This window comes from Pedobacter sp. TM02, from assembly GCF_059705275.1.
In genome coordinates this window covers 4,287,371-4,311,349 of sequence record NZ_AP046530.1, presented here as the reverse complement: position 1 = coordinate 4,311,349, position 23,979 = coordinate 4,287,371, and the positions used below count along the sequence as shown (strand labels likewise).

The 23,979-nt window shown below is 45.5% G+C and carries 19 protein-coding genes; 11 read left to right on the top strand and 8 right to left on the bottom strand.

What is annotated here, in order from left to right; translation table 11 throughout:
* Positions 1 to 3: 3 nt before the first annotated feature.
* A complete protein-coding gene (locus tag AC6H1S_RS18640) occupies positions 4 to 2,475 on the top strand; it encodes an Hsp70 family protein (RefSeq protein WP_497564583.1) in 2,472 nt (823 codons plus the stop codon).
* Between the two features lies 1 nt (position 2,476).
* Here AC6H1S_RS18640 and AC6H1S_RS18635 read toward each other — a convergent pair whose 3' ends face one another.
* The 3 genes from AC6H1S_RS18635 to dusB all read right to left on the bottom strand — a co-directional run bounded on the left by AC6H1S_RS18635 (position 2,477) and on the right by dusB (position 4,883).
* The gene (locus AC6H1S_RS18635) at positions 2,477 to 3,349 is read right to left on the bottom strand and encodes a hypothetical protein (RefSeq protein WP_199137936.1); all 873 of its coding nucleotides are present in this window, start codon (positions 3,347 to 3,349) and stop codon (positions 2,477 to 2,479) included.
* Positions 3,350 to 3,459: 110 nt separating this feature from the next.
* Positions 3,460 to 3,846: a Co2+/Mg2+ efflux facilitator ApaG/CorD gene (gene apaG / locus AC6H1S_RS18630; protein WP_199137934.1), complete on the bottom strand. Its 387-nt coding sequence runs from the start codon at positions 3,844 to 3,846 to the stop codon at positions 3,460 to 3,462.
* 29 nt (positions 3,847 to 3,875) lie between these two features.
* On the bottom strand, positions 3,876 to 4,883 hold the full coding sequence (gene dusB / locus AC6H1S_RS18625) for a tRNA dihydrouridine synthase DusB (RefSeq protein ID WP_199137933.1): 1,008 nt from the start codon (positions 4,881 to 4,883) through the stop codon (positions 3,876 to 3,878).
* 90 nt (positions 4,884 to 4,973) lie between these two features.
* On the opposite strand from dusB, the gene AC6H1S_RS18620 reads away from it, so the two are divergent.
* The 5 genes from AC6H1S_RS18620 (at position 4,974) to AC6H1S_RS18600 (ending at position 11,748) form a co-directional block, all read left to right on the top strand.
* Positions 4,974 to 5,921 carry a CPBP family glutamic-type intramembrane protease gene (locus AC6H1S_RS18620; RefSeq protein ID WP_497564582.1) on the top strand — a complete coding sequence of 316 codons (948 nt, stop codon included), beginning with the start codon at positions 4,974 to 4,976 and terminating at the stop codon, positions 5,919 to 5,921.
* Positions 5,922 to 5,941: 20 nt separating this feature from the next.
* Entirely contained in the window at positions 5,942 to 6,751 is an 810-nt protein-coding gene (locus tag AC6H1S_RS18615; RefSeq protein ID WP_497564581.1) for a phosphatidate cytidylyltransferase, read from the top strand.
* Positions 6,752 to 6,835: 84 nt separating this feature from the next.
* Entirely contained in the window at positions 6,836 to 8,053 is a 1,218-nt protein-coding gene (locus AC6H1S_RS18610; protein WP_497564580.1) for an exo-beta-N-acetylmuramidase NamZ family protein, read from the top strand.
* A gap of 122 nt (positions 8,054 to 8,175) precedes the next feature.
* Positions 8,176 to 10,899 (top strand): M14 family metallopeptidase, encoded by a 2,724-nt coding sequence (locus tag AC6H1S_RS18605; RefSeq protein ID WP_497564579.1) that lies wholly within the window; start codon positions 8,176 to 8,178, stop codon positions 10,897 to 10,899.
* A 129-nt stretch (positions 10,900 to 11,028) separates the two neighbouring features.
* The gene (locus tag AC6H1S_RS18600) at positions 11,029 to 11,748 is read left to right on the top strand and encodes a DsbA family oxidoreductase (protein ID WP_497564578.1); all 720 of its coding nucleotides are present in this window, start codon (positions 11,029 to 11,031) and stop codon (positions 11,746 to 11,748) included.
* An 84-nt stretch (positions 11,749 to 11,832) separates the two neighbouring features.
* On the opposite strand, the gene AC6H1S_RS18595 is transcribed toward AC6H1S_RS18600, so the two are convergent.
* Positions 11,833 to 12,042: a DUF3820 family protein gene (locus tag AC6H1S_RS18595; RefSeq protein WP_497564577.1), complete on the bottom strand. Its 210-nt coding sequence runs from the start codon at positions 12,040 to 12,042 to the stop codon at positions 11,833 to 11,835.
* A 51-nt stretch (positions 12,043 to 12,093) separates the two neighbouring features.
* Positions 12,094 to 15,432: a transcription-repair coupling factor gene (mfd, locus tag AC6H1S_RS18590; protein WP_497564576.1), complete on the bottom strand. Its 3,339-nt coding sequence runs from the start codon at positions 15,430 to 15,432 to the stop codon at positions 12,094 to 12,096.
* A 263-nt stretch (positions 15,433 to 15,695) separates the two neighbouring features.
* Here mfd and AC6H1S_RS18585 point away from each other — a divergent pair, with 263 nt between their 5' ends.
* From AC6H1S_RS18585 to AC6H1S_RS18565, 5 genes are all read left to right on the top strand, one after another.
* Positions 15,696 to 15,992 carry a DUF2752 domain-containing protein gene (locus AC6H1S_RS18585; RefSeq protein ID WP_497564575.1) on the top strand — a complete coding sequence of 99 codons (297 nt, stop codon included), beginning with the start codon at positions 15,696 to 15,698 and terminating at the stop codon, positions 15,990 to 15,992.
* A gap of 30 nt (positions 15,993 to 16,022) precedes the next feature.
* Entirely contained in the window at positions 16,023 to 16,373 is a 351-nt protein-coding gene (locus tag AC6H1S_RS18580) for a TM2 domain-containing protein (protein WP_233165702.1), read from the top strand.
* 66 nt (positions 16,374 to 16,439) lie between these two features.
* Entirely contained in the window at positions 16,440 to 17,537 is a 1,098-nt protein-coding gene (locus tag AC6H1S_RS18575; protein ID WP_199137915.1) for a Nif3-like dinuclear metal center hexameric protein, read from the top strand.
* The gene (locus AC6H1S_RS18570; RefSeq protein WP_199137907.1) at positions 17,537 to 18,286 is read left to right on the top strand and encodes a zinc ribbon domain-containing protein; all 750 of its coding nucleotides are present in this window, start codon (positions 17,537 to 17,539) and stop codon (positions 18,284 to 18,286) included. Before AC6H1S_RS18575 ends, AC6H1S_RS18570 begins: the two co-directional genes overlap by 1 nt.
* Positions 18,287 to 18,446: 160 nt before the next feature.
* Positions 18,447 to 19,949 carry a tetratricopeptide repeat protein gene (locus AC6H1S_RS18565; protein WP_497564574.1) on the top strand — a complete coding sequence of 501 codons (1,503 nt, stop codon included), beginning with the start codon at positions 18,447 to 18,449 and terminating at the stop codon, positions 19,947 to 19,949.
* A 60-nt stretch (positions 19,950 to 20,009) separates the two neighbouring features.
* Here the strand turns inward: AC6H1S_RS18565 and AC6H1S_RS18560 are convergent, their stop codons facing one another.
* From AC6H1S_RS18560 to ftsH, 3 genes are all read right to left on the bottom strand, one after another.
* The gene (locus AC6H1S_RS18560; RefSeq protein WP_199137904.1) at positions 20,010 to 21,080 is read right to left on the bottom strand and encodes a 3-oxoacyl-ACP synthase III family protein; all 1,071 of its coding nucleotides are present in this window, start codon (positions 21,078 to 21,080) and stop codon (positions 20,010 to 20,012) included.
* A 75-nt stretch (positions 21,081 to 21,155) separates the two neighbouring features.
* A complete protein-coding gene (locus AC6H1S_RS18555) occupies positions 21,156 to 21,800 on the bottom strand; it encodes a LutC/YkgG family protein (RefSeq protein WP_199137902.1) in 645 nt (214 codons plus the stop codon).
* A gap of 94 nt (positions 21,801 to 21,894) precedes the next feature.
* Entirely contained in the window at positions 21,895 to 23,979 is a 2,085-nt protein-coding gene (gene ftsH, locus AC6H1S_RS18550; protein ID WP_199137900.1) for an ATP-dependent zinc metalloprotease FtsH, read from the bottom strand.

The window sequence follows — 23,979 nt, the reverse complement described above, 5'->3', positions numbered from 1 at the left end:
GCTATGGAAAACATCAATTTTGGCATTGACTTGGGAACAACCAATTCGGGAATCGGAAAATTCGAGTCGGGCAAGGTAAATATCTATAAAAACCCGGTCGGATTTAGGGAAGTGCTGCCTTCGGTAGTAGCCTATAGAAACGGAAGGATTTTGGTAGGAGACAAGGCCAGAGAGCTGACCACCATGCAGCCCGAACACGTTTTTTCGAGCTTTAAGCGGAAAATGGGCAGCGAGCACAACTATTTTGTTTCGGCCATTAACGAAAATAAAACAGCGATCGATTTTTCGGTATTGGTACTGAAAGAACTGCTCAGCTTTACAGGCACGCCAAAACCAACAGCTGCGGTTATTACCATACCCGCGTCTTTCGGAACGGTACAATCCAACGCCACCAAAACGGCGGGCTACCAGGCAGGCCTGGAAGAAGTGGTGTTGCTGCAAGAACCCATAGCAGCCTGTTTGGCCTATGCCAATACCCAAAACCTATCGCTTGATCAGGAAAAAAAATGGCTGGTGTACGATTTTGGTGGCGGTACCTTTGATGTGGCCCTGGTTAGGATAAACCATCGCGAACTAAGGGTGCTGGATCATGAAGGAAACAACTTTTTAGGAGGCCTTGATATAGACAACCTCATGCTCGAGCATTTATTTTGCCCAGTACTAGAGCAGAAAATGGGCATTACAAACTTGTGGAAACAGATGGTGGGTGCCGATGCGCCTTATTACAAGCTGTTTGTAGAACTACTTTACAAAGCCGAAGAAGCCAAGAAGGAACTATCGCTAAAAGAAGAGGTTTTTGTGGAGCTCGATAGACCTGACGGTTTTATCGAATTTTCGATTAGTCGACAGGCATTCAACCAGTTGATCAAACAAAAAGTAGAAGAAACAATTAAGCTTACCAAAAGTCTGTTGGCAAAAAACCAAATTGAAGACGGTGCCATAGAACGCATTGTTTTGGTGGGTGGTACGACCTACATTCCCTATGTAAGGGAAACCCTGCAGCAGCAGTTCAACACCATTGTCGATTCGAGCATCGATCCCTCTACGGCCATTATGGTGGGCGCCAGCTACTATGCAGGCACTAAAAACAGACAACCAAAGGAAATCAAGACCGAAAGCCCAACAACAGCTCCGGCCGTTCCAGCCCAAGAAATAAAGCTGGTTTACGAAGTGAACTCGCAAGACGCGGAAGAACTCGTTACCGGTGTACTGGCCAACAACTTTTCGGGATACTACCGGCTAACCCGCACCGACGGCGGATTTGATACCGGACTGATTGCCTTTCATTCTAAATTCAACGAGTTTGTTAAACTGGTTCCCAAAGCCATCAATCAGTTTCAGTTGAGGGTTTTTGATAAATACCAGCAAATGGTGTTGGAAAAAAACGATATCAGCATAAACCATGGCCTTTACAATATTTCGGGCCAGCCTTTGCCTAATGATATCTGCCTCGAAATAGATGATACCATCGGAACAACTTACCTCGAGCGCATCTTCAAAAAGAACGACACCTTGCCTCTTTCCAAAAGAATATACAAAACCGCGTCTAAAACGATCATGAAGGGATCTGGCGAGCAATTGGTAATCAATGTGGTTGAGGGTTTGGCCACCGCATCGCCAGCTAGTAACGTGTGTATCGGCTATATCGAGATTTCTTCGGAAGAGTTGCCGACCAACCTGCTCAAAGGTACAGACATCGAAATCAATTTTAAGGTCAGCGAATCGAGAGACCTGATCATTGATATTTTTATTAGTTCCATTGGCCTCGAAATCAATCAGGTTTTCAATGCCACAAGCAGGCAGGTTTCGGTACGTAAAATTCAGGCCGAACTGGAAAATGCCCTGCAAAAAATAGAACGTGATGGGCCAGACCTGATCGATACCGATTCGATGGCCCAAATGCTCGAAGAGCTGCGTATCACCATTATCGAATTGTTGGAGGAGCTGATCCACCTGGAAGACGACTTTATAACCGATAAGATCTATAACTTGGATGAGCGCAAAATCAAATTGCTGCAACAGGTAGACAGCTTGCTCAGAAACAAGGAGCTTTATGTGGAAATAGAGGAATACCAGAGCTTGAAGGCTTATATCAGAGAGCACCTGTTGTTGAAACCAGATTTAAAAATAGACCAGGTTTTTCAAACAGCCATTAAAAACGAAGCTCAGTTTTTAAACTCAGGACAGCTTTCGCTGATCAAGGCCAAAATCAGGGATTTGCATCGCTTGGTCAGGGAAATATACTACCAAAACGACGATTCCTACATCGAGCTGTTTTATCAGTATGCCTATATCGATGCAGACAACTACCAAGATACAAACAAGCTGAAGGTGCTTATTGAAAGAGGCCAAAACGCTTGTACCAAGAAAGATTATGCCGAAGTAAAAGCCATTATTTTGCAAATGTATAACCTGTTGAAGGTCAAACCCGAAGATTCGCTCAAAGACCAGAATGGCACGCTTGGCCTTAAATAGGCTAACGGATATTTCTGCTGGCCAAACGGGCGATTGCAATAACAATGGGTACGAATATACTTACGCCACCCACCCCTGCAGCCATTAAAATAATGATTAAGATGGCGGCTACGATGTAAGAAACAAAGATTATGGTATGGTTATCGCGGCCACTGCTGGTGCTTGGGCCCATCGAAGCCCATTTGAGCGCCACCGGCTGATTATTGGCCAGGGTAGCCTGTAAATCTTCCGAATGGGCATTATAATAGGTAAGGGCATAAAGCACCTCGCCAAGCAATTTGAGCCTTTCTATGGAGGTTTCCTGGTTTTGGTAGATGGCATTATTGATTTCGAGGATATCCTGGTCGAAATAAGAAGGATCTACGATACTCAGTATGCCATAGTAGCCGGCATCTCTGCAAAAGCGATTAAAATCTATGAAGGAAACAAACTGATGGGTATAAATGGCTTGTATAATCGATTTGTTTTTAAGCGTTAAAAGTTGCCGGATGTTTTCACGGGTCGAATCCTGCACCAAAAAAGAATAATTGATGAATAGGCTCTTCAGACTAAACCAGGCACCTGCCCGTATACATTCCCTCAGATAGCCTTCCACGTTGGAAGCAAAGGTTTCGGCAAAGCTGTTCAAGGTTTCTTCGCTAAGGCCACGGCGGTCGAAAGGCGCAAAGTTGATTGTTTCGCCCTTGGCATTCAAAATGGTCCGAATGGTTTTGTTTTGGAAAAAAACAGCAAATTTTCCGCCGTCTTTTCTCAAAAAATCCAGCAGCTGCTCTACATCATTGATGTTGATGTGGTTGTTGAGCTTGATTTCGGCCTTTAATATTTTCTCTAGCCTAATCACATCGCTTTCTTGGTTCAAGTCCAAGTTGGGCATCTGTTTTCGGGCAAGATCTAGGAGTTCGAACTGGATCACGTTAATGGCAAATGGTTACCCTAAAGGTATCAAAAAAGGGGTTAACCAAAAGGGTTAAAGGAAAATAAGGGTTAGTTGAGTTTGTAGGGAACGATAAGCTGAAATTCTGGAATATCAACGTTAAAGCTGGTATTGTCAAAAAGACGGTTCATCACGTAGTGGCCGCGCATGCTGCCCATATCTGTTTTCAGGTTGCAACCTGATACATAGGCATAGCTTTGGCCGGGCTCGATCACAGGCTGTACGCCTACTACGCCTTCGCCATCTACTTCGCGCAAAGTACCATTCGAATCGAAGATGATCCATTGACGGCGCATCAACTGGATGCCATAGTCAGACAGGTTCTCTATCTCGATGCGGTAGGCGAACATGTAATGCTCGTTGGCTGGATTAGAGTGCTCATCTTGATAAATGGTATCTACCGAGATTTTTACGCCTTGTGTGATTGCTGTAACCATGACTAAAATTAAGAAATGCAATTCAATAATCAAGCCATTTCTACAAAAGGCATGTCATTTGCATATTTTTCTGACACTTCGTCCAAAATGGCATGAATGGTGTCGATATTTTCTTCTTTGACCAACTGCATCCGGTAAGGTTTAAAATCGGGCAGGCCTTTAAAATAATTGGCATAATGTCTCCTCATTTCGAATACGCCTACTTTTGGTCCTTTCCATTCGATTGATTTGTTGAGGTGGGTGCGGCAGGCCAGCATCCTTTCATCGAGGGTTGGGCCGGGCAAAAGCTGGCCGGTTTTGAAAAAGTGCTTTACTTCCCTGAATATCCAGGGATAGCCAATAGCCGCACGGCCAATCATAATGCCATCTACTTCGTATTCCAGGCGCCAGTTGGCGGCTTTTTGTGGACTGTCTACGTCGCCATTGCCAAAAATAGGGATTTTGATACGCGGGTTGCGTTTTATTTCCCTGATCAAAGTCCAATCGGCCTCGCCTTTGTACAATTGCGCACGGGTACGTCCATGTATGGTCAGGGCCTGTATGCCTACATCCTGCAGGCGTTCGGCCACTTCGTAAACGTTTTTGGTATTATCGTCCCAGCCCAGGCGGGTTTTTACGGTAACGGGCAAATGGGTTGCCTTGACTACGGCTGCTGTCATTTTTACCATCTTGTCCACATCCTGTAGCAAGCTGGCTCCCGCGCCGCGGCAGGCAACGTTTTTAACAGGGCAACCATAGTTGATATCCATCAGGTCGGGTTTGGCCAGGGTCGCAATTTCGGTAGCTTCGCGCATGCTCTCGATGTCGCTGCCAAAAATCTGGATGCCAATGGGCCTTTCATATTCGAAAATATCGAGTTTCTGACGGCTTTTGGCGGCATCGCGGATAAGCCCTTCAGAAGAGATGAATTCGGTGTACATCAAATCGGCACCGCCCTGTTTGCATACGTAGCGGAAAGGTGGATCGCTCACATCTTCCATAGGCGCCAACAACAAGGGGAACTCTCCTAAATCTATATTTCCTATCTTTACCGACATTTGTCTATCTTCAACTAATTTTTACAAAGGTACAAACTTTGTTTTTAATGCGCTTTTAACAGCCAAATACTTGAGCATCTTTACATTGAAATGGATTTTATAAAAGAAACGGCCACAGAGAAGCACCCATTTGTACAATTGGTGTTTTTGGGCTTGCTAGTTGGGATGGGGTTCATTGCCTGCATTGTGGTTAGCGTACTCATTATTTATATTGGCTATGGCTCCGAGTCGATGATGGCTATATTTAGTGGCCAGCTGGATTTAAATGGAAGCGTGAATGCGACTAAAATATTGCTAACCGCACAGCAGCTTTTTTTCTTTTTGGCTCCGGCACTGATGCTGGGGGTAACAGAAGGCAAAAACCCTAATCGGTTTTATGGCACTACAGCCCCCAAGATAAATTGGCTGAGCCTTGTTTTTTTGATCATGTTGGCCGCTGTGCCTTTTATGGGCTGGGTAACCGAGCTGAACCAAAAGATGCATCTTCCAGTGGTGCTAAAAAAAGTTGAAGACTGGATGCGCTATTTAGAAAACCAAGGCGAGGAAACGACCAAGGCGATTTTAAAAATGTCATCAATAGGCGCACTTTTGGTCAACATCACCGTAGTAGCCCTCATACCGGCCATTTGCGAAGAATTTATTTTTAGGGGGGCTTTGCAGCGATGCTTTTTGCGCTGGATTAAAAATCCGCATGTGGCCATTTGGATCTCGGCGGCCATTTTCAGCACCATCCATTTTCAGTTCTTCGGCTTTTTTCCGAGGATGTTTTTGGGCGCTATGTTTGGTTATATCTATTGGTGGACCAAAAGCATTTGGTATACGGTTTTTGCCCATTTTTTAAACAACGCCTATGCCGTTTGCGTGGCGTTTTACATGCAAAAAAACAATTTGCCCATAGATCGGGATGATACCGCTGGACTGCCCTGGTATTTGGCCTTGATTAGTCTGGCATTAACCGTAGCTTTGTTCGGCTATTTAAAACAGCAAACCAAACCCAAAGAATCGACAGTAGGCATTGAGCCACATCCTAACCCTTAATTTATACCGTTTTAACTTTTATGAAAACCCGGGCCATTACCGCTTTTTTCTTTACCATCGTGATGTTAGGCTCCATTTTTTTGGGCGCCTATACCTTTACCTTTTTCTATTTGGCCTTGAGTTTGGTGGCTTTGCTCGAGTTTTATAAACTGGTTAAGATAGGGGGGATCAGGCCCCACCGGAACATGGGCGTACTGGCGGCGGCAGTTATTTTTGGCCTTACGGCTGGCTATCATTTTTTCCAGTATGAACTGAAATATCTTCTGCTCATTGTGCCGCTGCTGTTTTCGATCTTTATTGTGGAGCTCTACAAAAAGAACAAAATTCCCTTTGCCAATATATCCTATACTTTTATTGGTTTTGTTTATGTAACCATACCTTTCTGCTTCTTTTATTCGCTGGGGTTTCTCAACGATTTTAACCACTACAATTTCCATTTGCCCCTGGCCTTTTTATTGATGCTTTGGGCCAGTGATACGGGCGCCTACCTGTTTGGGATGAAATTTGGCAAGCACAGGCTGTTCGAACGCCATTCGCCCAAAAAATCGTGGGAAGGCTTTTTTGGAGGCTTGTTTACCAGTGTGCTGGTTTCTTATGTAATCTCTACCCAATTTACCGAGCAGGCCAGTTGGGTCTGGGCGGGCATGGCGGTACTTATCGTATGTTTTGGTACTTTGGGCGATTTGGTTGAATCGATGCTGAAAAGAAGTTTGGACGCTAAGGATTCGGGCAGCTTTTTGCCGGGCCATGGGGGCTTTTTAGACCGCTTTGACGGACTTTTGATTGCTGCACCGGTAGTATACGTGTACTTGTACCTGATTTTGTATTAAGTAGGGCCGCTCTTGTAACAAAATCAATAGCTGCGAGCCTACCAAAGCCCAAGCGAGCTATATTTAACCAACAAAACTAATTTTATGGCAAAATTTCATCTTCGTGGCTTAGGGCTGCTGCTGTTGCTTTTTAGCGTGCAAATAGTAGGGGCAAAACAAAAAATTTCCAAGAAGCAGGAAATTGTTACAGGTGCAGACCAAACCGAAAAATATTTGCCTTACCTCAAGGGAAAACGGATTGGACTGGTTGCCAACCAGAGCTCGATAATAGGCAAGAAAAGCAGCGTAGACAGCTTATTGAGCCTTGGAATTAAAATTGTAAAAGTGTTTGGCCCCGAACATGGCTTTAGGGGTAATGCCAGCAATGGAGCGGCGGTGGGCAATGAGAAAGATGCGAAAACCGGCCTTCCGATCATCTCTTTGTATGGCCGAAATGAGAAGCCTACAAAAGAACAGCTGGCAGATATAGACTTGATGGTATTTGATATCCAGGATGTGGGCTGCCGCTATTACACCAATATCAATACGCTCGAGCATGTAATGGAAGCCTGTGCAGAAAACGGCAAAGAACTGCTCATTCTCGATAGGCCCAATCCGAACGGCTATGTGGTTGACGGGCCAGTAATGACCGAAGACAAGTACAAATCGGCCATTGGAATACATTACACCCCCATGACCCACGGGATGACTATAGGAGAGTTTGCACAATACCTTAACGGCGAAGGCTATTTGAAGGAGAAATGCAAAATCAAAATCATAAAAGTTGCCAATTATAACCACAGCATGCCTTACGTGCTGCCGGTTAACCCCTCTCCAAATTTGAATACGCAACAAGCCGTGATGCTTTTTCCAAGCTTATGCATGTTTGAGGGAACGGCGATCAATGAAGGCCGCGGAACTTATATGCCCTTTACCATTTTGGGCGCACCTGCACTAAAGGGCAAGTATTCGTTTTCGTACAAACCGGTTAGTATTGCCGGAATGAGCGAGCGGCCAAACCACAAAGACACGGTTTGCTATGGCCTCGACCTTCGCAACTACGACATCGGCATCTTAAGGAAAAGCCGTAAGCTTAATTTAAAATGGCTGATAGAGCTCTATAAGGCCTATCCAGACAAAGCCAATTTCTTTGGCAAAGAAAGAGCGAATGGGGTATCTCCTTTCGATTTGCGCATAGGTACAGACCAGCTGAGAAAACAGATTATAGCGGGAATGTCTGAAGCCGAAATCAGAAGAAGCTGGGAACCGGGATTAGGAAAGTTCAAGACAATACGCGCAAAATATCTCTTATATCCAGATTGATTTATCGGGCAGCTTAGGCCAGGTGGCACCATTGTGCGCAACATTCTTGTAACAAATCAATCGCAGCAATACGTTCAAGGCCAAAGCAGTTTATATTTGATATAACTAACAAAACTTAATTTATGGCAAAATTTTACCCGCGTAGCCTGTGGCTGTTGGCCTTGCTTTTTAGCGTGCAAACCGTCTGGGCACAAACCGTTCCTACGCCGAAATCTCATTTTGGCTTTGACATTGGCGACGATTACCAGCTGGCCAATTACACCCAAACCGAAGCTTATTTTAAAAAATTGGCCGCCAGCTCCAACCGTGTAAAGCTGGTTGATATCGGCAAAACCGAAGAAGGAAGAAGCCAATACATGCTCATCATTACCTCGCCAGAAAACCAAAAAAACCTGGAGAAGTATAAAGAAATTTCACAAAAACTAGCGCATGCCGAAGACTTGACCAAAGACCAGGCCAAAGCCCTGGCGGCCGAAGGCAAAGCGGTAGTATGGATTGATGGCGGCTTGCACGCCAATGAAGTGGTTGGTGCACATCAGCTCATCCAAATGGCCTATAACCTGGCCAGTCGTACCGATGCCGAAACCACCAAGATATTGGATAAGGTAATTGTATTGATGACCCACGCCAATCCTGATGGACAAGAGCTGGTGAGCGATTGGTACATGCGCGAAAAAGACCCTAAAAAACGTTCGATCAACGGCTTACCCCGCTTGTACGAAAAATATGCCGGGCACGATAACAACCGCGATTTTTTCATGCTGAACCTGAAGGAAACGCAAAACATGGGCCGTCAGTTGTTTGTTGAATGGATTCCGCAGATCATGTATAACCACCATCAGGCTGGTCCTGCAGGTACTGTGGTAGCAGGCCCTCCTTACCGCGATCCTTACAACTATGTATTCGATCCAATTATTTTAACCAGTATCGATGCCGTGGGCGCAGCCATGCACAACCGCATGAACGTAGAAGCCAAGCCAGGCTATACCCAACGTGGCGGATCGGTATTTTCTACCTGGTATAACGGCGGTTTGCGCACCACGACGTATTTCCACAACATGATTGGCTTGCTGACCGAAATTGTAGGCAGTCCAACCCCTTCCGATATTCCATTGGTGCCTTCTCGCCTGTTGCCAAACGGCGATTCGCCAAACCCGGTCCTGCCGCAAAAATGGTATTTCAAAAACTCGATCGACTATTCGATTTCGTTGAACTATGCGGTATTGAACTATGCGCAACGCTACGGCGACGAATTGTTGTACAATATTTACCAAATGGGCCGCAACTCTATTGAGCGTGGCGGCAAAGACACCTGGTCTTTCTCGCCCAAAAAGATCGATGCCATTAACGAAGCCTATCAAAAAGATAAAAAAGCAACAACCACGGGTCCTGGTGGCGAGTTCAATCGTGGAGGCATGCCGATTAAATACTTGGATACGGTTATGAAAGCGCCTAAAAACAGGGATGCAAGAGGCTATATCCTTTCGGCCGACCAACAGGATTTTACAACAGCCATTCGTTTCTTAAACGCGCTGATCAGGACCGGGATTCGTGTGCAAAAAGCCACGGAACCTTTTACGGTAGCTGGCAAATCCTATCCGGCAGGTTCTTATGTGGTAAAAACCGATCAGGCTTTCCGTCCGCATGTTTTGGATATGTTTGAGCCACAAGACCATCCTAACGATTTTAAATACGAAGGAGGCCCCCCAATTGCGCCTTACGATGCGGCAGGCTGGACCTTGGCTTATTTGATGAATGTGAAATTTGATCGTATTCTGGAGCCTTTTGATGGCCCCTTTGAAAAACTGCCTTATGGCGAACTGATCAAAGCTACGCCAAAGGCATTGCCAAGCGGCAGCGGCTATGTGTTGAGCGCCAAGGCCAACGAAAGTTTCTTGGCGGTAAACGAACTATTAAAAGGCGGCGCCGAAGTATACAGAAACACAGCCGACGGTTCTTTCTACGTACCGGCATCGGCCAAGGCGAAAAGCATTTTGGATAAAGCGGAACATGGCTTTGGCATGCGCGTAATGGCGGCTCAAAAACCAGCCAAGGCGGTAAAAATTGCCCCTGCCCGTATTGCCCTTTGGGACACTTACGGGGGCTCTATGGATTCGGGCTGGATCCGTTTCATTATGGAACAGTACCATTTTGATGCAACGGTTATTTACGCACCAGACATTGATGCGGGCAACCTGAAAGATAAATACGATGTCATTGTTTTTGTTGATGGTTCTATCCCGGCCTTCAATCCAAATCCGGCCAATGCCGGCGGAAGAGGCTTTGGCCCGGCACCAGAAACCGTTCCCGCAGAATATAGAGGCAGAATTGGAAGGATGACGCAAGAAAAATCAATTCCGCAACTGAAAAAATTCTTGGAAGCCGGTGGCGATATCGTAACCATTGGCAGCGCTACGAATTTGGCAAACCACCTCGAGCTGCCGGTTCGCAATGCGATTGTAGAATTGGTTGGCGGTGTAGAAAAAAGACTGCCTGCAGAGAAATATTATGTGCCAGGAAGCGTGTTGAATGTGGCATTAGATAGCAAGCAACCTGCCAATTGGGGCATGGATAGCACCGCTGATGTTTATTTTGACAACAGTCCGGTGTTTAAATTAAGTGCCGACGCCGTTTCGAGTGGAAAAATCAAACCATTGGCTTGGTTTGCCAATGCCACACCATTGCGCAGCGGCTGGGCCTGGGGCCAAAGCTACCTGCAAGATGGCGTAACCGCTTTCGAAGCCGATTACGGCAAAGGAAAACTATTCGCCTTCGGACCAGAAATCACCTTCAGGGCTCAAACCCACGGAACATTTAAGTGGATGTTTAACCAGTTGTATAAATAATTTGCTGGTAGCGTTACCCATAAATGGAATAAAAAAGCTCCCGATTATTTTGGGAGCTTTTTTGTTTTCTTTTGGTGATTTTTACCCCCTGCTTACCATTTCCCCAAAGGCCTGTTGTACCTTTGTATCATGAAAGTAGAAATCTGGTCAGATGTGATGTGCCCGTTTTGCTATATCGGCAAGAGGCACTTTGAAGAAGCCATGCAAAGCTTGCCTTTTCGAAAGGAAATCGAGGTAGAATGGAAAAGTTTTCAGCTTAATCCCGAATACCAAAATACCAATAACGAAGACCTGTACAGTTACCTGGCCCGAAGCAAGGGCATGAGCCGCGAACAGGCGCAAGGCCTAACCGTTCAGGTGGCCCAAATGGCCAAAAACGCCGGACTGGATATAGACTTCAACGCTAATATTCCCGCAAACTCATTTAAAGCGCACAGGTTGATTCATTTTGCGGCGAGCCAAGGTTTGCAAGACCAAGCCGAAGAAGTGTTGTTTAAGGCCCATTTTATCGATGGCTTGGATGTGTCAAAAGACGAGGTGCTGTTGGCCATTGGTCAAGAATTGGGTTTGGACGAGACTTTGGTAAAAGGCGTTCTGGAAAGCGATCAATATGCCGAAGCCGTTCGTTACGATATTTATGAAAGTCAGCAACTGGGCGTTAGGGGCGTTCCGTATTTTGTATTAGACCGTAAATATGCGCTTTCTGGCGCACAGCCCGTACCTACATTTAAAGAGGCATTAACGCAAAGCTTTAACGAATGGAAAGCTGCCCAACCACAAACTCAACTCACTTCCCTGAACAAAAACAATGATGCCGTTTGTGACGAGGACGGTTGTGAGATAAAATAACATTTAAGCATTCCTGCGAAGCTTTTAACACTTCGCAAGAATGCACTTTTATTAAGGGCTATCGATTTGTGCCAATGGCCAAATTTATTGCTTCAGCGGTTGCAATAAATATTCCAGTCCGTTGGCTTTGATTTCGTACATGGTGGCCAGTAACTGGCCCAGTTTTCCGGCCGGAAAGCCTTTTTCCCGGTACCACACCAAATAGGGCTCGGGCAGGGAACAGATTAGCCAATCCTTGTACTTTCCGTAAGGCATTTTAACGCGGACCAGGTCTAATAAGATTTGAGAATCCATATTTGGTTAGGTTGATTGTTTTCGAAGTTTTCAAAGCTCCGAAGACGGTTGCTACAAAATCATTTCCAACATTTCAATCGCCTCATCAACATTATTGATGTTGTCGAAAGAAATGCGCAGGGTATCTTTTACTTCTTTGAGGTTGCACAGGCGCGGATGCAGCTGTGCAAAGGCCAAAACCTTGTTGAATATTTCAGAATCAAAAAAGGGCGATTGTTTGTCGCTTACAAAATAGCCGCGCAAAATGCCTTTTTTATAGCTCAGCTTTTCGAATCCCAGTTTTTTGCCCACCCATTGCAGGCGCAATACCTTGGTCATCCCTTTTACAGGCGCAGGTACTGGTCCAAACCGATCGTGCAGTTCTTGTTCAAAAGCATGGAGTTGTGCATCGGTTTCGAGTTTGGAAAGCTCGGTATACAAGTTGTAGCGCTCGGTGATATTGGTCACGTAATCATCCGGAATATGCAGTTCCAAATCGGTATCTACTTGGGTAAAGCTTACAAAAGGACGCTGCGGTTCGTCTTTAAACAAATCCTTAAACTCGGCATCTTTCAGCTCCTGAATAGCTTCGTCTAGAATCTTGTTGTACATTTCGAAGCCAATTTCAGCAATAAAGCCGCTTTGCTCGCCACCCAACAAATTGCCGCTGCCCCTAATGTCCAAATCCCTCATGGCAATGTTAAAACCGCTGCCCAGGTCAGAAAATTCTTCAATGGCGCTTAGGCGTTTACGGGCCTCGTTGGTTAATGTCGACATTGGCAAGGTTAACAAATAACAGAAGGCCTTTTTGTTCGATCGGCCCACGCGTCCGCGCATTTGGTGCAAATCGCTCAGGCCAAACATGTGCGCATGGTTGATGATAATGGTATTGGCATTCGGAATATCCAAGCCCGCTTCGATAATCGTGGTGGCTACCAACACGTCTTTTTCACCATTAATGAAATCGAGCATCACATCTTCCAGTGCGTCGCCGTCTAGCTGTCCGTGTGCAATGCCGATACGCGCCTTCGGCACCAGTTTCTGGATCAGCCCTCCCAGTTGCCTCAAATCGTCAACACGGTTGTGGATAAAGAAAACCTGTCCGCCACGATCCAATTCGTACTGAACGGCATCTTGGATCAGCTTGTCGTTAAACACATGCAGTTCGGTGTTAACAGGTTGCCTGTTGGGCGGTGGCGTGCTCATGATCGACAAATCCCTCGCGCCCATCAGCGAAAAGTGCAGGGTACGTGGAATAGGCGTTGCGGTAAGGGTAAGTGTATCTACGTTGACGCGCAGCGACTTCAGCTTTTCTTTGGCGGCTACCCCAAATTTCTGCTCTTCGTCTATCACCATCAGGCCCAGGTCTTTAAACTTTACATCCTTGCTCAACAAACGATGTGTACCAATTACAATGTCTACCTTGCCTTCGGCCACACGGGCCAAAGTATCTTTAATCTGTTTGCTGGTTTTAAAGCGGTTGATATAGTCGACCGTACAAGGAAATTCCTTTAACCTCGACGAAAATGTTTTGAAATGCTGCAACGCCAAAATGGTAGTAGGCACCAACACGGCTACCTGCTTGCCATTGGCTACGGCTTTGAAGGCGGCGCGTACCGCAATTTCGGTTTTGCCAAAGCCTACGTCGCCACAAACCAAACGGTCCATAGGATGCGGGGCTTCCATGTCTTTTTTCACGTCGCTGGTGGCTTTTACCTGGTCTGGGGTATCTTCGTAAATGAAAGAAGCCTCCAATTCGGTTTCTAAGAAGCCGTCGGGCGCAAAAGCGGTACCCGATTGGGCCTTGCGCATGGCGTAAAGCTTGATCAGGTCGCGGGCAATGTCTTTAACTTTTTTTTTTGTGGTTTTCTTGAGTTTGTCCCAGGCCTCGGTTCCCAATTTGTTCATTTTGGGATGCGTACCGTCTTTGCCGCTAAACTTGGCAATACGGTTAAGCGAGTTGATGTTCACGTAAAGCAGGTCATTGTCGGCATACACCAAACGGATCATTTCCTGTATCTTGCCGTTAACCTCTACTTTTTCCAGGCCTGCATATTTGCCTATGCCGTGGTCTATGTGGGTTACAAAATCGCCGGGCTTCAGCTCGCGCAGGTCTTTGAGGGTAATGGCCTGGCTCCGTTGGTAGCCCTTGCGGAGCTGGTATTTGTAGAAACGATCAAAAATCTGATGATCGGTATAAAAAGCCATTTGCTGCCCCAGGTCTACAAAGCCTTCGCGCAACGGAATATTAACCGGCGTAAACTTTGCCGTTTTATCAATATCATCCAAAATGGCATACAAGCGTTCGGTTTGCTTGGTCGAATTGGTGAAGATAAAATTGTGGATATGGGCCTTCTCGTTTTCCTTCAGGTTGTGGATCAAGAGATTAAAGTCCTTGTTAAAAGAAGGTTGGGGCTTGGTATCGAACTGGAAAACAGAATCGGTTTGGTAAAAGAACTGTTTGCCAAATTCGACCACCGAAAAATCCTGGAACAGATCGGCCAGCATCTTTTCGTCGGAAAAAGAAAACTTGGGGTCGAGCCAGTTCGGGTTCTGCTGCTTTTCGGGCATGGAAAGCGCCTTCCAAAGCTCATTGGCTTTCTTGTAGCCGCTTTTCACCACATCCAAAGTCAAATCAACATCCTTAAACCAAAGCTGGGTGTCTTTTTCAATATAGTCGAGCAGACTGATGTTGCTCTCGGTTAAAAATTTGGCTTGTACATTGGGTACAATGGTGAGGGTTTTTACATCGCCTACCGAAAGCTGGCTGTCTATTTCGAAGGTGCGGATGCTTTCGATGTCGTCGCCAAAAAATTCGATGCGGTAGGGCAGTTCGTGGGAGAAAGAAAAAATATCTACAATGCCGCCACGGATGGAGAATTGTCCCGGTTCGTACACAAAATCGGATCTTTCAAAATCGTATTCAATCAAAAACTCGTTGATGAAATCGATGCTGAGCTTGGCACCCAAGCTGATTTCCAAAGTGTTTTTTTCGAGAATGGAACGGTCAATTACCTTTTCGGCCAAGGCCTCTGGATAGGTGACTACAATTTTGCCATATTCAGACTGGTGGTTCAGTTCGTTCAGCACCTCGGCCCTGGCCAATACGTTGGCCGTATCGATCTGGGTAAATTCAAACGGTTTGCGAAAAGACGAAGGGAAAAGCAGTACATCTATGCCGAAAATGCCTTCTAAATCGGAAAGGAAATAAGCCGCTTCTTCGCGGTTGGGCATAATAAAAAGCTGGGGTTTGTGTAGCAAAAAGTAGGTGGCAACGGCAATTACGGCATCGGCAGAGCCCACCAATCCCTTAAGTTGGGTTTTGCTGCCCTTGCCTTTGTTGAGCGATTGCGCCACAGCTTGCACACGCTCGTCGGTTTTGTATCTGTTGATCAGGTCGCGGATGTTCACTATACAAAGATAAGCATTTGCAAATGTCCACCCGCTAAATTCTGTCGAAATGACAATTGGTACAACTTGAGGCTTAGCGCTTTTGGGAATAAGCCCTCCGGTGTTTCGAACAAAAGGATTAAAAGGCCAAATAGCCCGGGCCTAAATTGTTTCTTAGCCTGCATTTGCCAGTTTGTCGGGTAATTTTTAGCGTTGGTCGAAATCAAAATGCGCATCAGTAACAAACCTAGTACCTTTATATCTAATTATTAAAACAAGGAAACATGAAGTATATTCGCAGCTTTCCGGTAGAACTGGTGTTTTGGGTGTTGGCTTTAGTATTGCTAGCAACGGCTAATCCTCACGAGCATCATTTCAGCCTTTGCCCACTGGCAAATTTAGGCATAACCTGGTGTCCGGGTTGTGGCTTAGGAAGGTCGATAACCGCATTGTTCCATGGAGATGTGAATGCAAGCTTAGCCCAACATTGGTTTGGCATACCTGCCCTGCTCTTGATCGGCTACCGCATTTACCAGCTCAGTAAACAATTATTTAAAAAGGAATTTAAATTAAAATATTAGGAGGATAAAGCTATGTTTGACGCACAATTTATGGCATTACCGGGTATCACCCCTCAAGAATATTCATACTTGCAAACTGCAACCAGTGGTCTTGACGAACAACAAGTACGCACATTTTTAATGATCTACTCAGGCAAGAGGAAAAATCCAAGCGATATGTTGCTCTTCTGTGTGATCGGTCTTTTCTTGGTTCCCGGCCTGCAACGTTTCATCGTTAACCAAATCGGGATGGGTATCCTGTACTTGTTAACCGGAGGTTTATGTTTGATCGGGTCGATTGTAGACATCATCAACCACAAAAGCCTGGCTTTTGAGCACAACCAACGCATGGTATTCGAAAGCTTGCAAATGGTAAGAATGGGCGGTTTTAAACAATACTAGGCCACCACTACCCGTATAAAAATCCTTGTAGGTGCAAATCCTGCAAGGATTTGCTATTTTTATACCATGAAGTTAGCCGTAATTACCAATTACCTCGAAAGCCTGGCCCCGCTCAACTACCAGGAAGATTATGACAATTCGGGCCTTATTGTAGGCCATCCCAACGATGAGATACAGGCGGCGCTGGTGGCGCTCGATTGTACCGAACAGCTTGTAGACGAGGCGATTGCACAAAATTGCAACCTGATCATTACGCACCACCCCATTGTCTTTAAAGGGCTTAAAAAGCTGAATGGCAAAACCTATGTAGAACGCGTGGTACTCAAGGCCATTCGGCACAACATTGCCCTATATGCCATCCATACCAATCTAGACCACATGGCTAATGGTGTGAATGCGCGGATTTGCAAACAACTGGGCATCCAACAAGCAAAAATCCTGTCGCCAAAGGGAAACCTGCTTAAAAAACTGGTCACTTTTTGTCCGGAGGCACAAGCAGGCCAGGTACGCGAGGCCTTGTTTGCTGCGGGTGCAGGCCATATTGGCAACTACAGCGAATGCAGCTTTAACGGTGCCGGAACCGGAACCTTCAAGGCCGGGGAAGGAAGCGACCCCTTTGTGGGCGAAAAAGGCCGTCAGCACCACGAGGCCGAAATCAGGATCGAAACGGTTTTTAAAGCACAGGACGAGCGCAAAGTGTTGCTGGCCCTGCTCGAAAGCCACCCTTACGAAGAGGTAGCCTACGATATCTACCCCATAGCCAACAAGCTCGAAACCGTAGGTGCAGGGATGGTAGGCTGGTTGCCACAAGAGATGGAAGGACAAGATTTTTTGGCTTTGGTTAAAGACCGCATGCAGGCCAAAGTAATCAGGCATACTGCCTTGTTGCCTAAAAAAATAAAAAAAGTGGCCGTGTGTGGCGGATCTGGCAGTTTTTTGCTGAAAGAGGCCATAGCCGCTGGCGCTGATGCCTTTATCACAGCCGATTTTAAATACCATGAGTTTTTCGACGCCGAACAACACCTGGTTATTGCCGACATCGGACACTATGAAAGCGAACAATTTACATCTAATTTGTTGATAGAGAATATTCAAGAAAAATTTCCTAACTTTGCAATCCGTTTAACGGAGCATAACACAAACCCCATAAATTATTTCATTTAATGGAACAAACAGTAGAGCAAAAGCTAAAAGCTTTATACGAATTACAGAATCTTCACACCAAGATTGATAAAATCCGTCAGATTAGAGGCGAGTTGCCTATGGAAGTAGCTGATTTAGAGGATGAAGTAGCCGGATTAGAAACGCGTATACAAAAAATCAAAGCTGAATTAGACGATACTGAAGATGCAATCGTAACCCGTAAAAACATGATCAAAGAAGCGCAAAGCTTGATCAAAAAATACGAAGCACAATTAAAAGACGTAAAAAACAACAGAGAATACGACGCTTTAACCAAGGAAGTAGAAATCCAGAACCTGGAAATACAGGTTTGCGAGAAGAAAATCAAGGAGCATGGCTTCGAAATCACTTCTAAAACCGAAGTTTATGAGCAAGCCCTGGCTAATATCGAAGCTAGAAAAGGCGATTTGGACGTAAAGAAAACAGAGTTGGAAACCATTACTGCCGAAACTGAAAAAGAAGAGCAGGCTTTGTTGAAAAAAGCAGAAAAAGCAGAAACCCAAATCGAAGAACGTTTGCTAACCGCTTACCACAGGTTGAGAAACAATGCGGTTAACGGTCTGGCTGTCGTAACTATTGATAGGGATTCATGTTCAGGTTGTTTCAACCAAATTCCGCCTCAGCGCCAATTGGATATCCGTCAGCGCAAAAAAGTAATCGTTTGCGAGCACTGTGGCCGTATCTTGGTTGATGAAGCATTGACCCACGAGCTTAGTGAAACAGAAGCATAACAAAATAGGAAAAGGCCGGATGAAAATCCGGCCTTTTTTGCAATGCAAGATTTGCCCGTACCTAGAAAGATTTAAGTTTGTTTTGTTCACAAAAACATCGGCGGTTTTTTAACGTTATATAAAATCAGTAACTTAAATTTTTAAAGACCAACGGCAATCTATGCTTAAACCCGTACGTATTAAACGCTTTATCCAATATCTCTTTCTTTGCTGCTGCTTGGCAGTTCCAAACCTGGCCCTGGCCAACTTCGATTTTAATGCCAACTGCCTTAAGGCCTACCAAAATATTTTTGAGCTCAAACTGGCCACTGCCCGCCAGCTGATTGCCAACGAGAAAAAGGTGCACCCGAACAATTCCATTGTGCCCTTGCTGGAAAACTATGTAGATTATTTTTACCTCATTACTACTGAGAGCAAGACCGAATTTGAGCGGCTCGAAGCCAATAAAAGTTCCCGCATAGACCAGATTAGCGACGATGATAAAACGTCGCCTTATTATTTGTATGCCCAGGCCGAAATCAATTTGCAATGGGCGCTCATTAGGGGAAGGTACGGCGCTTATTTAACGGCGGCCCGAGAGATAAACCGAGCTAACGGCATGTTGCAAGACAACAGCAAGAAGTTTCCTGGCTTTCACCTCAATGGCAAAGGACTGGGATTTATCAATGCCGTGATTGGGGCCTTGCCCGATGGCTTTTTGAAATCGACACTTTCTACCTTTGGCTTAAGGGGCAATTTGCAGCAAGGCTTAAGCATGCTCGACAAACTGGCAGAAAACCTGCCTAAATCGTCGTATGAGCCATTTTATGAAGAAACCGTGTTCTACTACGCCTATGTGCTCTCCGATGTCGCCAGAAGTCCGCAGGCCTATGCCAAAACCATGAAGTATACCGCGCGCATTGCCGACAGCAGCTTGCTCAAGGCCTACCTGCAAGCTTATGTATGCACCCGCAACGGACATAACGACGAGGCCATTGAAATATTGGCCAATAGGCCTACTGGAGCTTATTACCAGGCTTTTCCTTATTTGGATTACCTGATGGGCATTGCCAAGCTCAACAAACTCGATTATAGTGCCTCGGCTTCCTTCGATCGTTTTTTGCAGACCAATAAAGGCGTAAACTACATCAAGGATGCCAATCTGCATTTAGGCTGGATTGCGCTGTTAAAAGGCGACGATGCAGGCTACAATGCCTATGCGGCCAAGGCCAAATCAAGTGGTTATACTTATCAGGAAAGGGACAAGCAGGCCCTGAATGATGCCAATGCACCGGTTCCAAACAAAAACCTGCTCAAGGCCCGCCTATTGTTTGATGGGGCCTATTTGAGCAAGGCTGCCGAACAACTGAGTAGTACCACTGCCGACGATTATACCTCGCCAAAAGATAAAGCAGAATATTATTATCGCCTGGGGCGTATAAACGACGACCTGGGCAAGGATGAATTGGCGCTTGCCAATTACCAAAACGCCATTAATGTAGGCAAAAACCTAAAATACTATTATGCGGCCAAAGCGGCCATCCAAATGGGAAAGATCTACGAAAAAAGCAATCCCGCTAAAGCCAAGGCCAGCTTTAATACAGCTATCGGCATGAAAAACCACGAGTACGAAAGCAGCATCGAAGCAGAAGCCAAACAGGGTTTAAAAAGATTGGGAAATTGAGCAAGGCCTGCAAATTTTTAACGTTGTAGGTATGCTTTGAGAATGTGCCTGCCAAGTATTTTAGAACCGATACACTACGGCATTAATGTGCATTCCTGCTCCAACCGACGCAAACACGGCGTATTCTCCGGCTCTGGCCTGGTAGCCTTCTACCTTTCCGTTCACCACCAGATCGATAAGGGTTGGGATGGTGGCTACAGAACTGTTGCCCAGCCATGAAATCGTCATGGGAACAAGGTTTTCGGGCACTTCGTCTAATCCATAAAGCTTAAACAGCCTTTTCATAATGGCGTTGTCCATTTTGCCATTGGCCTGATGAATGAATACCGTTTTAATGGCTGATAAACCTATGCCGGCCTTGTCTATGGCTATTTTAACCACTTGCGGCACATTGATTACCGCAAATTCGTAGAGCTTGCGCCCGTTCATTTTAAGGTAAGTATTGCCGTTCTTTTCGTCGGGATTGTTGCTACAGCCCATGGTAAGTAAGGACGCATAATTGGCAAAGGTTTGGCTTTTATGGGCGATAACGCCTAGAGGCTCATCAGAACTGCGGGCTTCGAAAATAACTGCGCCCGAGCCATCGGAGAAAATCATGCTGTCTCTGTCGTGCGGATCGATGATTCTCGAAAGCATTTCCGAACCAATAACCATTACTTTTTTGGCGTCGCCGCTCCTGATCAGGTAATCGGCTTGTATAACGCCTTGTACCCAACCCGGACAGCCAAAAATAAGGTCGTAGGCCACGCAATCCGGATTTTCGATCTGTAGCTCCAGCTTGACCTTGGCGGCCAAAGCCGGGAGCATATCCATGCGGTTAGAGGCTAATTTAACATCGCCAAAGTTGTGTGCAAAAATGATTTGATCTAACGATTCCTTGTCGATGCCAGCCGCGGCAATGGCGCGCTTGGCCGCTACTGTCGCAATATTGCTGTTCAGCAGGTGCGGATCGGCATACCTGCGCTCAACGATTTCCGTAATTTCACTAAACTTGTTAATGATTTCGGTGTTTTCCTTGTCCAGCTTTATGCCTTTGTCGAAAAAAGATGACTCCATGAAATGATCACCCGAGATGATATTTTCTGGAATATAGCTGCCTGTGCCTGTGATTACCGAATATGTTTTGTTCATCTTGCCAAGTTTATACCCTATACCGATTTGGTATTCAGTATAAAAATAGTATTATTTATTTAAAATAAAAATTTTTCAGGAAAAATCGTCAATCAAAAATACAAATAGTTCTTTTGGGCCATGCGCGCCAAGGACCAGTGTTTTTTCAATATCTGCCGTTCGGCTTGGTCCGGTAATGTTGCTTATCATAGAAGGAAGTTGGTTGCCATATTTGTCTTTCAGCAGCTTGAAAGCATCTTTAAGGTCTAACACCAGCTGGCCGGTTCTGGCAATTACAATGTGATGATGAGGGAAAATGCTCAGCCGTCGTCCGGAGGCCTGTTGGTTGCTCAGCATAACCGATCCGTTTCGGGCCACGAGAGCTTCGCAAAGGGTAATGCCTACTTCGGCCAGTTCAAAGTCTTTGTCGGTTTCGTAAAAAGGGAATTCGTAGTGCCTTAACAAGGCTTGCAGTTCGGGTTCCCAGCAATAGATTTTGCGCCAATTGAAACGATCGGCCAATTCGAGAATATTTTCGATAAAATCGACCCCGTTTTCGCAAAAAACAAAATTGCCCGACACGGCGGTGAGCTGCTCGGCAAACAGGATTTCCAGTTCTTCGGTATTAGACTTGTAAAGAGGATTTTCTTCTAAATTAGGATAAGGATTGTCCCGCTTTTCGAGCAGGGCCTTTCTAATTTTTTTCAGCATCAATTCCTTCGGCGTAATATTCTCTTTCATATCAGACAATCCAAATGTAATTAACTTTTCTTATAAACAAAGCAGCAACCTTAAACTATAAGGTTGCTGCTCTATTGTATGGCTGAATAATTGTTTATTCTTCTGTTTTTGAACTAGGCTCGAGTGGCGTAACATTGCCTTGCACCAAGCCTTCAGAAACAGGTAGCGGATTGTCGGTACCGTTTACAAACTCGTCGTAAGTTGTTCTGCTATCAAATGGACGTTTGCCCAAAAGCTCTTCCAAATCGGCTTGGAAAAGGATTTCTTTTTCCAATAGTTTTTGAGCCAGTTTTTCCAGGCCTTCCCTCTTTTCGAGCAAGAGGTTTTTGGTACGCTCGTAAACTTCGTTAGAAAGGGCACGAACCTCATTGTCGATCATTTCGGCCGTTTTATCAGAGTATGGCTTATCGAAATTGTATTCGTTGTGCGGGTCGTAGAAAGAGATATTACCCACGTTTTTGTTCATGCCATAGATTTTAACCATGCCATAGGCAATTCGGGTAATGTGTTCCAAATCGCTCAGCGCACCGGTCGAAATCTTGCCAAAAATAATGTCTTCGGCTACACGGCCACCCATGGTCATGCACATATCGTCCATCAGTTGTTCGGTGGTATACAAGAACTGCTCTTTAGGCAGGTATTGCGCATAGCCTAGGGCCGCAACCCCACGTGGAACAATGGAAACCTTTACCAATGGGTTGGCGTGTTCCAGGAACCAGCCTGCGATGGCGTGGCCGGCTTCGTGGTAGGCCACAATTTTTTTCTCTTCTGGAGAGATGATTTTGTTTTTCTTTTCTAAACCACCAATTACACGGTCAATCGCATCTTGGAAATCCTGCATATCAACCATTTCCTTGTTTCGGCGTGCCGCAATCAAGGCGGCCTCGTTACAAACGTTGGCAATTTCTGCACCCGCAAAACCAGGCGTTTGTGCCGACAGTTTTTTGGCATCAACCTCTTGTGCCGTTTTAATTGGTTTTAAGTGTACCCTGAAAATCTGCTCGCGGCCAACCAAGTCTGGCTTGTCGATAGAAATTTGCCTGTCGAACCTTCCTGGACGCATTAAAGCCGAGTCTAATACATCAGGACGGTTGGTTGCGGCCAAGATGATAATTCCAGAATCGGTGCCAAAACCATCCATTTCTACCAATAACTGGTTCAGGGTGTTTTCGCGCTCATCGTTGCCGCCCATCATGCTGTTTTTGCCACGGGCCCGGCCAATGGCATCCACCTCATCGATAAAGATGATACACGGAGCCTTGTCTTTGGCTTGTTTAAACAAATCGCGCACACGCGAGGCACCCACGCCCACAAACATTTCTACGAAGTCGGAACCCGACAGCGAGAAGAAAGGAACCTGGGCTTCGCCGGCAACGGCTTTGGCCAATAGGGTTTTACCGGTACCCGGCGAACCTACCAAAAGCGCACCTTTCGGGATTTTACCACCCAAATTGGTGTATTTTTTAGGATTTTTTAAGAAATCTACGATTTCCATTACCTCTTGTTTGGCTTCTTCTAAGCCGGCAACATCGTTAAAGGTGATGTTAACCTGGCTTTCTTTGTCGAACAGTGTAGCCTTCGATTTTCCGATGTTGAAAATCTGGCCGCCGCCACCACCGCCGCCACCGCCCATGCGGCGCATCATGAAAATCCAAAGTCCGGCAAAAAACAACAGTGGCAAAATGATATTGAGAAAAATAGTGCCCCATGGATTTGATTTCGAAGTAGCCGTAATGGTAATCTGATCATCAGGAGACAGGTTTTTTTGCGATTCCTTCAAGCTCTCGCTCATTGTTTTCGAATCGGTCATCACCAATTTAGCAATCGGTCCGCCTTTAGAAAGCTGCAGCGCATTGTTGTTAAGGTATTTTTTATACTTTGGATCTTTGTCCTTTTCTGGCTTGAGGTAGATTTCGCCGGTATACGTTTCTCCATCCGACGATTTATAGCCCACAATTTGCTTCACATCGCCCGGAATGAGCATGTTTTGCTCGAATTCCTTGTATGGGATGGTTTTTACATCGTTGGAAGAGAACAGGAAATTAACAACAACAAGACCGATAATAATGGCCGCATAAACCCAGAAGATATTGAATTTGGAGCCTTTTTGTGGTTTCTTCGGAATATTAGGAACTCGCTTAATCTGTTTTGGATTGTCTGTATTTTGGTTTTCTTTCAT